This window comes from Burkholderia arboris (assembly GCF_038723655.1).
Lineage (GTDB): Bacteria > Pseudomonadota > Gammaproteobacteria > Burkholderiales > Burkholderiaceae > Burkholderia > Burkholderia arboris.
The window spans coordinates 1,042,711-1,054,842 of sequence record NZ_CP109821.1 but is presented as its reverse complement, the minus strand read 5'-3'; the positions used below and the strand labels follow the sequence as shown (position 1 = coordinate 1,054,842).

Annotated in this window: 9 protein-coding genes and 1 tRNA gene; 7 read left to right on the top strand and 3 right to left on the bottom strand. The window is 67.5% G+C overall.

What is annotated here, in order from left to right:
• The first annotated feature begins 26 nt into the window (after nt 1–26).
• The 7 genes from pepN (at nt 27) to OHZ10_RS04980 (ending at nt 7,906) form a co-directional block, all read left to right on the top strand.
• Nucleotides 27–2,720, top strand: coding sequence for an aminopeptidase N (gene pepN / locus OHZ10_RS05010; protein WP_256085681.1), 2,694 nt, complete (start codon nt 27–29; stop codon nt 2,718–2,720).
• A 281-nt stretch (nt 2,721–3,001) separates the two neighbouring features.
• Nucleotides 3,002–4,015 (top strand): class 1 fructose-bisphosphatase, encoded by a 1,014-nt coding sequence (locus OHZ10_RS05005; protein ID WP_006485729.1) that lies wholly within the window; start codon nt 3,002–3,004, stop codon nt 4,013–4,015.
• Between the two features lie 206 nt (nt 4,016–4,221).
• A tRNA-Thr gene (locus OHZ10_RS05000) sits at nt 4,222–4,297 on the top strand.
• Nucleotides 4,298–4,462: 165 nt separating this feature from the next.
• Nucleotides 4,463–5,272: a helix-turn-helix transcriptional regulator gene (locus tag OHZ10_RS04995; RefSeq protein ID WP_174993456.1), complete on the top strand. Its 810-nt coding sequence runs from the start codon at nt 4,463–4,465 to the stop codon at nt 5,270–5,272.
• A gap of 162 nt (nt 5,273–5,434) precedes the next feature.
• Nucleotides 5,435–7,180 carry an FAD-dependent oxidoreductase gene (locus OHZ10_RS04990; RefSeq protein WP_256085680.1) on the top strand — a complete coding sequence of 582 codons (1,746 nt, stop codon included), beginning with the start codon at nt 5,435–5,437 and terminating at the stop codon, nt 7,178–7,180.
• Nucleotides 7,177–7,398 carry a hypothetical protein gene (locus OHZ10_RS04985; protein WP_256085679.1) on the top strand — a complete coding sequence of 74 codons (222 nt, stop codon included), beginning with the start codon at nt 7,177–7,179 and terminating at the stop codon, nt 7,396–7,398. The genes OHZ10_RS04990 and OHZ10_RS04985 overlap by 4 nt, the downstream gene beginning before the upstream one ends.
• A 253-nt stretch (nt 7,399–7,651) precedes the next feature.
• Nucleotides 7,652–7,906, top strand: coding sequence for a GlsB/YeaQ/YmgE family stress response membrane protein (locus OHZ10_RS04980; RefSeq protein ID WP_059235555.1), 255 nt, complete (start codon nt 7,652–7,654; stop codon nt 7,904–7,906).
• Between the two features lie 79 nt (nt 7,907–7,985).
• Here the strand turns inward: OHZ10_RS04980 and OHZ10_RS04975 are convergent, their stop codons facing one another.
• The 3 genes from OHZ10_RS04975 to OHZ10_RS04965 are packed head-to-tail and all read right to left on the bottom strand — an operon-like array spanning nt 7,986 to nt 12,075.
• Complete coding sequence (locus tag OHZ10_RS04975; protein ID WP_340623897.1) at nt 7,986–8,468, bottom strand: TlpA disulfide reductase family protein; 483 nt, start codon at nt 8,466–8,468, stop codon at nt 7,986–7,988.
• Nucleotides 8,465–9,742, bottom strand: a complete 1,278-nt coding sequence (locus OHZ10_RS04970; RefSeq protein ID WP_342703820.1) for a sialidase family protein — start codon at nt 9,740–9,742, stop codon at nt 8,465–8,467. The genes OHZ10_RS04975 and OHZ10_RS04970 overlap by 4 nt, the downstream gene beginning before the upstream one ends.
• Entirely contained in the window at nt 9,730–12,075 is a 2,346-nt protein-coding gene (locus OHZ10_RS04965; RefSeq protein WP_342703819.1) for a TonB-dependent receptor, read from the bottom strand. Before OHZ10_RS04965 ends, OHZ10_RS04970 begins: the two co-directional genes overlap by 13 nt.
• Nucleotides 12,076–12,132 lie beyond the last annotated feature (57 nt).

Sequence of the window (12,132 nt, the reverse complement as noted above, 5' to 3'; positions counted from 1 at the left end):
CCCCCACTCCACCGATCTCGACGACCATGTCCGACAACGCCTCCTCCACCGTGATCCGCCGCGCCGACTACACGCCGCCGGCCTTCCTCATCGATTCCGTCGCGCTCGAATTCGATCTCGCGCCGGCCCGCACGATCGTCAGGAATACGATGCGCGTGCGCCGCAATCCGGATGCCGCGCCTACGCCGCACCTGGAACTGATGGGCGAAGCGCTCGAATGCCTCGGCGCCTGGCTGAACGGCGCGCCGCACGGTGCGGTACGCGCGCACGAACACGGGCTGACGGTCGAGAACGTGCCCGACGCGTTCGAGCTGACGCTCGAAAGCGCGTGCGCACCCGACCAGAATACGACGCTGTCGGGCCTCTACGTGTCGAGCGGCAACTTCTTCACGCAGTGCGAAGCCGAAGGCTTTCGCCGCATCACCTACTTCCTCGACCGCCCCGACGTGATGGCCTCGTACATCGTGACGCTGCGTGCCGACAAGGCCGCGTACCCGGTGCTGCTGTCGAACGGCAACCTCGTCGATTCGGGCGACCTCCCCGACGGCCGCCACTTCGCGAAGTGGGAAGACCCGTTCCGCAAGCCGAGCTACCTGTTCGCCCTGGTCGCCGGCAAGCTCGTCGCGATCGAAGAGAAGATCACGACCGGCTCGGGCAAGGAAAAGCTGCTGCAGGTATGGGTCGAGCCGGCCGATCTCGACAAGACGCGTCACGCGATGGATTCGCTGATCCACTCGATCCGCTGGGATGAAAAGCGCTTCGGCCTCGAGCTCGATCTCGACCGCTTCATGATCGTCGCGGTGGGCGACTTCAACATGGGCGCGATGGAGAACAAGGGGCTCAACATCTTCAATACGAAGTACGTGCTGGCGAACCCAGAGACCGCGACCGACACCGACTTCGCGAACATCGAATCGGTGGTCGGCCACGAGTACTTCCACAACTGGACCGGCAACCGCGTGACCTGCCGCGACTGGTTCCAGCTGAGCCTGAAGGAAGGCCTGACGGTGTTCCGCGACCAGGAATTCTCGGCCGACATGGCCGCGGGTGACGACGTCGAATCGGCGGCCCGCGCGGTCAAGCGCATCGAGGATGTGCGCGTGCTGCGCCAGCTGCAGTTCGCCGAGGACGCCGGCCCGATGGCGCACCCGGTGCGCCCGGAAAGCTACGTCGAGATCAACAACTTCTACACGATGACGGTCTACGAGAAAGGCTCGGAAGTCGTGCGGATGTACCAGACGCTGTTCGGCCGCGACGGCTTCCGCAAGGGGATGGACCTGTACTTCAAGCGTCACGACGGCCACGCGGTGACCTGCGACGACTTCCGTCACGCGATGGCCGACGCGAACGGGCGCGACCTCGCGCAGTTCGAGCGCTGGTACAGCCAGGCCGGCACGCCGCGCGTATCGGTGCGCACCGCGTACGACGCGGCCGCGCGCCGCTACACGGTCACGCTCGCGCAGGGTTACGGCGACGCGTCGCCGGCCGCGCGCGACACGCAGCAGGGGCCGCTGCTGATCCCGTTCGCGATCGGCCTGATCGGCCGCGACGGCCGCGACCTGCCGCTGCGTCTCGACGGCGAAGCCGCCGCATCGGGCACGACGCGCGTGCTCGACTTCACCGACACCGAGCAGACCTTCACGTTCGTCGACGTGCCGGAGGCGCCGCTGCCGTCGCTGCTGCGCAACTTCTCGTCGCCGGTGATCGTCGAGTACGACTACAGCGACGACGATCTCGCGTTCCTGCTCGCGCACGACAGCGATCCGTTCAACCGCTGGGAGGCCGGCCAGCGCCTCGCGACGCGCGCGCTGCTGACACTCGCCGCGCGTGCCGCCGCGAACGAGCCGCTCGTGCTCGGCGAGAACTTCGTCGCCGCGTTCCGCCGCGTGCTGACCGACGCGACGCTGTCGCCGGCGTTCCGCGAACTCGCGCTGACGCTGCCGTCGGAAACCTATCTCGCCGACCAGATGGCCGAAGCCAATCCGGCCGCCGTGCATCGTGCGCGCCAGTTCGTGCGCCGCCAGCTCGCGACCGCGCTGCGCGCCGACTGGCTCGCCGCGTACGAGCAGCACCAGACGCCCGGCGCCTACGAGCCGACGCCGGAGGCATCCGGCCGCCGCGCGCTGAAGAACCTCGCGCTCGCGTATCTCGCCGAACTCGAGGATCCGGCCGATGCCGTGCGCCTCGCAACCGCGCAGTACGACGCGGCGAACAACATGACCGATCGCGCGGCCGCGCTCGGCGCACTGCTGTCCGCCGCCGCCGCGGGCGCGAGCGGGCCGGCCGAGCAGGCGCTCGACGATTTCTATCGTCGTTTCGAGAAGGAAGCGCTCGTGATCGACAAGTGGTTCGCGATGCAGGCGGCGCAACGCGGCACGCCCGCGCAGCCGACGCTCGCGAAAGTGCGCAAGCTGCTCGCGCATCCGGCGTTCAACCTGAAGAATCCGAACCGCGCGCGCTCGCTGATCTTCAGCTTCTGCGCGGCCAACCCCGCGCAATTCCACGCGGCGGACGGCTCGGGTTACGCGTTCTGGGCCGAACAGGTGCTCGCGCTCGACGCGATCAACCCGCAGGTCGCGGCACGCCTCGCGCGCTCGCTCGAACTGTGGCGCCGTTTCACGCCGGCACTGCGCGAGCGGATGCGCGAAGCGCTCGAGCAGGTCGCGGCCGGCGCGAAGTCGCGCGACGTGCGCGAGATCGTCGAGAAGGCGCTCGCGTAACGCCGCCGCTCGCGTCGCATTCGCGCGATGAAGCCGGTGCCGCCTGATGCGGCGCCGGCTTTTTTATTGCGCGAGCGCGGCTGAAACCGGGCTCGGTCACGGGGTCTGACCGCACGGCCGGCCGGCGCTGCGACGCGCGACCCGCCCGCCGGTGCCGCCGGAAACCCGGCCGGTTCGGCCGCCCGGCGATGTAACCGGACGAAAAAAGCCGGCGGCACGGGAGGCGCGACAGGTAAAATTGCGGCCATTCAAGGATTCTCTTTGGCCTTTTGGAGTCTGTCATGTCCATTGCCCGCCGCACCACGCTGTCGAAGTTCCTGATCGAACAGCAACGTGAGACCAACAACCTCCCCGCCGACCTGCGCCTGCTGATCGAAGTCGTCGCACGCGCGTGCAAGGCGATCAGCTACAACGTGTCGAAAGGCGCGCTCGGCGAAGCGCTCGGCACTGCCGGCAGCGAGAATGTCCAGGGCGAAGTGCAGAAGAAGCTCGACATCCTGTCGAACGAAATCCTGCTCGACGCGAACGAATGGGGCGGCAACCTCGCCGCGATGGCATCGGAAGAAATGGAAACGTTCTTCCCGATCCCGGCGAACTATCCGCGCGGCGAATACCTGCTCGTGTTCGATCCGCTCGACGGCTCGTCGAACATCGACGTGAACGTGTCGATCGGCACGATCTTCTCGGTGCTGCGCTGCCCGGACGGCAAGCAGGCGACCGAAGAGTCGTTCCTGCAGCCCGGCACGCAGCAGGTCGCGGCCGGCTACGCCGTCTACGGCCCGCAAACGGTATTCGTGCTGACGACCGGCAACGGCGTGAACTGCTTCACGCTCGACCGCGAAGTCGGCTCGTGGGTGCTCACGCAGAGCAACATGCAGATCCCGGCCGACACGCGCGAATACGCGATCAACGCCTCGAACGCGCGCCACTGGTACGACCCGGTCAAGCGCTACGTCGACGAACTGAACGCCGGCAAGGACGGCCCGCGCGGCGACAACTTCAACATGCGCTGGATCGCATCGATGGTCGCCGACGTGCACCGGATCCTGAACCGCGGCGGCATCTTCATGTACCCGGCCGACAAGCGCACGCCCGATCGTCCGGGCAAGCTGCGCCTGATGTACGAAGCGAACCCGATGTCGTTCATCGTCGAACAGGCAGGCGGCGCCGCGACGACCGGCACGCAGCGCATCATGGAAGTGCAGCCGACGGGCCTGCACCAGCGCGTGCCCGTGTTCCTTGGCTCGAAGAACGAAGTCGAGCGCGTCACCGGCTATCACGACGAAGCAAAATAATTGCACTGCAGCACTAGACGGAGGTGCGATGCACAAGTACAATCGCGCCTCTTGATGTGGCCCTGACCGGTCGCATCACAGTGAAGTGAAAGCGGGAAGTCCGCCGGATCGAGGGTTTCGCGAAGCAGCAGCAGCAAGCTGAAAAAAAGTTCGCAAAACCTATTGCCAAGATCTCGGATTTCACCATATAATTTCATTTCTCTGCTGCCGGTGTAGCTCAGTTGGTAGAGCAGCGCATTCGTAATGCGAAGGTCGTAGGTTCGACTCCTATCTCCGGCACCAAGACATAAAGGTCTGACAAGCATCGCTTGTCAGACCTTTTCTCTTTTCCGGCGCCGAAATCGTGCGCGCCCTTCCCCGCCTCACCCCGCTTGCGGGCATCCCCCGACTCACGCGCCGCGTGCCGCCGATTACAATCGCCGGACCATTCCGCCCCTTCCCCGCATCATGCGCACCTGGCGTCTCGAGCGACCGACTCTCAACGCACAGCTGGACGTGTCCCGCGCGACGCGGCTCGTCGCCGCGATCGGCGGCAGCGAGCCGAACGCATTCGCGGCCGAAGTCCTGACGCTGTTCGACGATGCACTGTCGATCACGCAATGCACGATCTTCGCGTACGAGTTCGGCAATCGTCCGCGCACGATCTCGGTCGCCGATCGTCGCGGCGGCCGCTACCTGCGCGACGTCGCCGACACCTACGCGCGGCACTTCTACGCACTCGACGGCAACCAGCAGATCGTATCGACCGCCCATCGCGGCACGCACCGGCACGACTTGCTGCTGCACCGGCAGGCCGGCGACGAGATCGATCACGAAGCGTATCGCGCGGCATGCTATCGCGGCCCCGACGTATCCGACCGGCTGGCGCTGCTGATGCAGCCCGACGATGCGACGTGGCTGTCGATCAACCTGTACCGCGCGCATCGCAGCGGCGCGTTCCAGCCGCGCGAGATCGCGGCGATCGAAACACTCGCGCCGCTGATCGCCCAGGCCGCGAAACATCACTACGCGCTCGCCGGCGCGACGCAGATCGGCATTCCGCAACGGATGCTCGCGCGGTTGCGTCATGCGTGCCCCGACCTGTCCAAGCGCGAACTCGACGTGCTGCGCGGCGTGCTCGACGGCCAGACCGCGCACGAGATCGGCGAGACCATCGGCGTGAAGGCATCGAGCGTCGTCACCTACCAGAAGCGCGCGTACCGGCGCCTCGGCATTTCGAGCCAGCGCGAGCTGTTTGCGCTGTGCCTGCAGCCCTGACGCGTTTCCGTTCGCGCCGGGCGTAGCGCGGCCACGCGCGCCGTGTTTCGCCGTACCCGAAATGGGGACACCGGCGGCACGACCGGCTTTCATACTGCATCGACCTGCTGCACGCGTCGATCGATGCGTGCGCATCGAACCCGACCACGGTGGAAGCCAACGATGAGCATCACGTTCAAACCTTATCCGTTCGTCGCCGAGCGCCATCCCGCGCATCTGCCGGATTGCGTCGACGGCATCGATACGCACCGGCATCGCGTTGCGATCGTCGGCGGCGGCCCCGTGGGTCTCGCCGTCGCGCTCGGCCTCGCGAATCACGGCATCCGCAGCGTGCTGATCGAAGCCGACGACTCGGTCTGCCACGGCAGCCGCGCGATCTGCATCTCGCGCCGCAGCCTCGAGATCATCGAACGGCTCGGCGCGCTCGACGATTTCCTGCGCGTCGGGTTGCCGTGGACCGGCGGACGCAGCTTCTACCGTCGCGATGAAGTCCTGCATTTCACGATGCCGCAGGACGGGAACCAGAAGCTGCCGCCGATGGTGAACCTCGCGCAGTATCACATCGAGCAGTTCCTGCTGGACGCCGCGCGCCGCCGCCCCGATCTCATCGAGATCCGCTGGCAGACGAAGGTCACCGGTGTGACGCGGCAACCGGACGGCGTGCGCCTGGACGTCGACACGCCGCTCGGCGGCTACGCGCTCGATGCCGACCGGGTCGTCGCGTGCGACGGCGGACGCAGCACGATGCGCGATGCACTCGGCCTGTCGCTCCAGGGCACGAGCTACGAGGGCCGCTACGTGATCGTCGACATCGCGCTCGACAGCGACCGGCCCACCGAGCGCCTCGCGTACTTCGATCCGTCGTCGAACCCGGGCTCGACGGTGCTCGTCCACAAGCAGCCCGACAACGTGTGGCGGATCGACTACCAGTTGCGCGACGACGAGGATGCCGAGGCGGCCGTGAAGCCCGAGAACGTGATCCCGCGCGTGCAGAACCTGCTCGACATGATGGGCGAGCGCGGCGCATGGTCGCCGATCTGGATCACGATCTACAAGGCGAACGCACTGACGCTCGAACGCTACCGGCACGACCGCGTGCTGTTCTGCGGCGACGCCGCGCACCTCGTGCCGATCTTCGGCGTGCGCGGCGCGAATTCGGGTATCGACGATGCCGACAACATCGCGTGGAAACTCGCGTACGTGATCCGCGGCATCGCGTCGGACGCCCTGCTCGACAGCTACTCGGACGAGCGCGTATTCGCGACGCACGAGAACCTGCGCTACGGCACGAAGAGCACCGAGTTCATGGCACCGCCGTCGTTTGCATTCGAACTGATGCGCAAGGCCGTGCTGACGCTCGCGGTCCGGCATCCGGCACTGCGTTCGCTGATCAATCCGCGCCAGACATCGGCCATCGCGTATGCGGCGTCACCGCTCAACGCAGCCGAACGCGACACGTTCGCGGCCGGCCCGGCACCCGGCACGGTACTCGCCGAATGTCCGCTGACGCTGTATGCGGCACCTGGCGACGACACACGCCGCGGCCACCTGACCGATCTCGTCGCACCACGCTTCACCGCGTTCTGCTTCACGAGCGATGGCGTACCCGATCCGTCGCTCGCCGCGCTCGAGCAACGCCTGCACGAGGCGCACGTGCCGTTCGCACTCGTCACGCTCGCGCGGCATGCTGCACCACGGCACCCGGCGTGCAGCGGCCATGACGACGACGGCAGGCTGTTCGCCCTGTACGGTGCACGCAACGGCACCGTCTATCTCGTCCGTCCGGACGGGCACGTGCTCGGCCGCTGGCACGACGCGCATGCCGACGATCTGGCCACCGCACTCGATCATGCGCTCCATCCGCGCACATCCACCGAAACCGAAACCGATCGTCAGGAGACCGCATGATGACCGACACCGAACGCGACACGCTCTACACCGACCTGTGCCACACGATGACCCGGATCGGCGAAGCCGATGCGTCGCTCTTTCTCGCCCGTTTCGCACTGCTGTCGATCGAAGCGATCGGCGATGCCGCAACTGTCGCGCGACTGATCGCCGATGCGGGCGACGGTCTGCCCGACGCGCACCTGCCGGCAACAACGCACGGGCGGTCACACGCGTGACCGACGCACTTCGACGGCAGCCATTTCTTACAGATTCATTTCGTCGCGCATCGTCCCCGCACGAACCGCGCCGTATCCAGACGAATTCCCTGGAAAATCCGCTTAAGGGTGCATAACATTACTTAACGATTCTGACCCGCCTATCGCGTTACATTGCGTGGGCGGCGCGGCGGGTCGCACGCCGCTTTCAACCAGCTTGCGGCGCGACAGCCGGCGTCCGGTCATTTCGACTCAACCCAAGGAGAGGACCACCATGACTCATGGCTTGATTATGTGGCTCATCATCGGCGCAATCGCCGGCTGGCTTGCCGGCCTGCTCGTCAAGGGCGGCGGCTTCGGGCTGATCGTCGACATCATCGTCGGGATCGTCGGCGCGGTGATCGGCGGCTGGCTCGCCGGGATACTCGGCATCAGCGTCGGCAGCGGCTTCATCGGCTCGGTGATCGTCGCGGTCGTCGGCGCGGTGATCCTGCTGTTCGTGATCCGGCTATTCAAGCGAGCGGCCTGACGCTTCTCTCCACGCGCCTTCGGGCGCGTTTTCGCATCAGGCCGGCGCGCGGCCCGTTCGCCGCGCGCCCCCCGCGCGTTCAACGCTTCGCGTGCTGCAACCAGCCATCGAGCACGTCGGCCGTCAGCAATCCGCTGCGCGCCTCGCGTGCGCCATCGCGCCCGATCCACACGGTGCGCGGCATTTCCCCCCGCCATCCGGCATCCAGTGCCGCGCGCAAACGCTCGGGCATCGGTTCCGCGTTCGCATACTGCGCAACCTGCGGCGGCAGGTTCATCTGCGCAAGCGCCTGCGCGATCGCCGCACCGTTGTCGTCATACGCATCCATCGCCACCATCGCGAGCTGCACGTCCGGATGACGGCGCTGCCACGCGACCAGATGGGCGGCGTTCTCGCGACAGTATCCGCAATCGAGCGACCAGATCTCGATCGCCAGCGGCCGCTCGTGCGCGGTTGCAACCAACCGCGCGACGTCGGCCGCGCGCAGCGGCTGCAGTTCGCCGCCGGCCCACGCGGGCATGCTCGCGAGCACGATGCCGATCAACCCAATCAGCCGCTTCATTGCGCCCCCTCCGCCGCGATCAGCCGGTAACCGTCGTTACGCGTGCGCCACGACAAATAGAGGCGGCCCGCATCGTCGAGCAGTTGCGGGTTGTCGCTCGCGCCCGACGTCGACGCGATCACGCGCGGCGCCGACCAGTGCTCGCCCCGATCGTCCGACCGGCGCAGCTTGATCTGCATCGTGTCGCCGTCGAACGCCTTCCATGCGAGCCAAACGACGTCGCCGCGCGCGACGAGCGCCGCATGCGACGCCTGCTCGCCCGGTGCGGCAGGATTCGCGCCGAACGCCCAGGGCGTGCCGCGCGGCTGGCCATCGGCGCCGATGCGCGAATAGAACACGTCGGCCCGGCCGTCGACGACGCCGAACCATGCGAGGTGGCGCGTGCCGTCCGGCGTGATGGCCAGTGCCGGCCCGTGCTCCGGGCATGCCTCGACATGCCAGTTCGAGAACGTCGCGCGCACCGGCACGACCTGCTCCGACGCCACGACGGGCAGCACCGCGAGCGCGTGATCGCGAATCTGCCCCGGGAACACGTTGCGCCATACGGCCTCGATGCGCCCGGCCGGATCGATCGCCATCGCGATCCGGCAGCATTCGCACGTGTGATCGGTCACCTTGCGCTCGGGTTCGAACGATGCGCCGCCGTCGCGCGACACCGCGTAGTAGACGGCCGCGCCTTCGTACGCCTGCCCCGCCGCTTTCGCCGCGACGAGATCACGCTTGTCGATCCATGCAATCGCGATGTTGCCGGCGGGATCGACGGCCATCATGTCGAAGCGGTGCGTGATCGCCTGCCGGTCACGGTGCACGGTAACAGGCACGCTCCACGTCGCGCCGCCGTCGAGCGAGCGCGAGAAACGCACCATGCCCGTGTACGGCGCATCGAGCGGCATCGACCACGACACGTACACCGCACGCCCGTCCGGACTCGTCGCGATCTTCGGACGATTCTCGGCGCTCGTGTAGACCGGCTCCGGCATCGCGTTGACGGGAACAGGCGCCGACAGCGTGCGGCCTGCGTCGTCGGAATGCGCGACGACGACATGCGCGCCTTCGACCCACGCGACCCACAGCCGGTGACGCGCATCGAACGCGGCGCCCGTCGCGAGCGGCTGCTTCTGCTGGGCAGGCGCGGCCTGCATGTTCATGTGCGCGGCATGCGGATCGGCGGCTTTCGACGCATCGTGCGCGTCATGCGCGTCATGCGCGCCGGCCGGCGTCAGCACCGCGAGCCACAGCGCGCAGCCTGCCGCGAACGACTTCACAGCGACCATTTCAATTCTCCATAGAAGGTGCGGCCCGGATACGGATGGAACACGTAGTAGCGGCGGTCCGTCAGGTTGTCGATGCCGAGCGACGCGCTCCAGTGACGATCGAGGCGGTAGCGCGCCTTCAGGTCGACGACCGTGAACGAACTCGTGCCGCCGTAGACATCCGGATTCACGTCGCTGTTGTCGAGCGTGTTGAACTGGCGGCCCGAGTAGCGCACGCCGACGCTCGCGAGCCAGTGCTCGTCGAAGCGATACGACGCGAGCAGGTTCGCGCGCATGCGCGGAATGCGCGGGAAGCGCGAGCCGACGTAGGCCGGATTCGCGGCATCGGCGAGGATCTGCGCATTGCTTGCCGACACGTTCGCGTCGATCGCGAGCCCCCTCAGCCCGACGTTCTCGCCGCTGAACGCGAGTTCGACGCCGCGTACGCGCACGCGGTCGACGTTCGAGATGTTGGTGACGGTCGTCGCGCCCGACACCGTCGTCTGGCTGTAGATCGAGTCGCGCAGGTCGCTCTGGAACACGCTCGCGCGCACGACACCGACGCCCACGTCGCGCTCGGCCGTGAAGTCCCAGTCGATCGCCTTTTCCGGCCGCAGGTTCGGGTTGTTGTTGACGATCGCGTTGTTCGAGATCGTGCCCTGGAACAGCTCGCCGACCGTCGGGAACCGCGTGCCGGTCGCGAACGACAGCCGGAAGCGCCACACGTCCGTCGCATCCCATTGCAGCGCGACCTTCGGCGACAGCGCGTTTGCGCCGCGGTCCGCGTAACCCAGCGTGCCGCCCGAATTGCCGAGCGCGCCGCCATACGCATCCCAGCGCTCGTAGCGCAGCCCGAGCGTCGCGAGCCAGCCCGGCGCGAAACGCCACGCGTCCTGCCCGAACAGCGCCTGCGTGCGCGTATCGCCGCGATAGACACTCGCGAGCGACGTGCTCGGCCCGGCCAGCCAGTCGGCCGTGTTGTACGTGACGTTGCGCAGGAAGTAGTTGTCGTAGTGATAGCCGAACGTGAACGTGTGGCCCTTCACCTCCGGCGCCTCGGCCTTCAGGTCGAGCGTGCGCCAGCCCGTGCCGTCGCCCTGGAACAGCGTGCCCGCACCGCCCTGCACGGTCGACGCCGCGCGCAGCACGTCGCGCGACACATCGTATGCAGACACGACGCCCGACAGCCGCCAGCCCGAATCGAGCCGGCCGTTCAGGCCGAGCGCGTACAGCCAGTTCTCCTGGTCGCCGCGCTGCGGCGCGAACGCGTTCGGCGCGACGGTCATGTTCTGGCCGCCGATCGATACGTTGCCGCCGTAGACCGGATTGCCGGCCGCGTCGCGCAGGAAGGTTTCGCCGTGCTGGCGGTAGTGGTTTTCCCAATGCCCGAGCGTGAGCGTCGCCTCGACGCGGTCGGTGAACGCGTAACCCATGCGGACCGTCTCGTTGAGCTGTTCGGTCCGCTCGATCGTCTGCGCGCCGACGATCGTCCGCGGCTTGCCATTGGGCCCGATGTCGGTCGCGGCGCCCGTCACGGGCACGGCGGCGCCCAGCTTCGGGTTGTAGGCGGAATTGGGGCTCGCATACTGCATCGGCTGGCCGTCGTTCTCCAGCCGGTCGAGCGACAGGGCGAACCAGAACCGGCCGACGCGGTTGGCGATCCGCGCGGTCTGATGATTGCCGCCGAAACTGTCCGCGAACCCGTAGCCGTCGTGGTAGCGCTGCGTGAAGAATTGCGTCGACAGCGACGCCTCCAGCTTCTCCGGGCGGCGCGTGGTGAGCAGCACGGTCGAGCCGATCGAGTTGCCCGGATACAGCGCGGAAAAGGGGCCATAGAGCACGTCGACACGCGCGATGTCGTCGGGCGGAATCAGCGACCAGCGCGGCGGATACGCATAGCTCGAACCGAGCAGGTTCGACAGCAGCACGCCGTCGGCATAGACGAGCCCGCGCGCACTCTGCAGCTCGTTGAAGTCGCGGCCCGCGAATACGCTGTTGCGGTCGCCGATATAGCGCTTGCGGACCATCAGGTTCGGCGCGTACTTCAGCGCGTCCTCGGTGGTGACGTTGGTGTGCGACTCGATCTGCTCGCGCGTGATCGACGTGACGACGGCCGGCGTATCCGGATCGACGGGTTGCCGCTGCGCGGTCACGCTGACGGCGGTCAGCGTATCGCCGGCCGGTGCAGCCGGCGCGACGACGCCGGCGGAAGCGGGACGATCGGCGCCCGCGCGGGCCGCCTCGGCGCGAGCCTCGTCCGTCGAGGCGGCGTGCGCGGCCGGCCACGCGAAAGCGGCCGCGCATGCGAGCGCGAGCCGGCCGCGCGACGGCCGCGCGGCAAAGGTAGACGACATGAGTGAGTTCCTGAAAACGTGATCGGACGCCGCCGGACACGGGCGCGCACCGCGCAC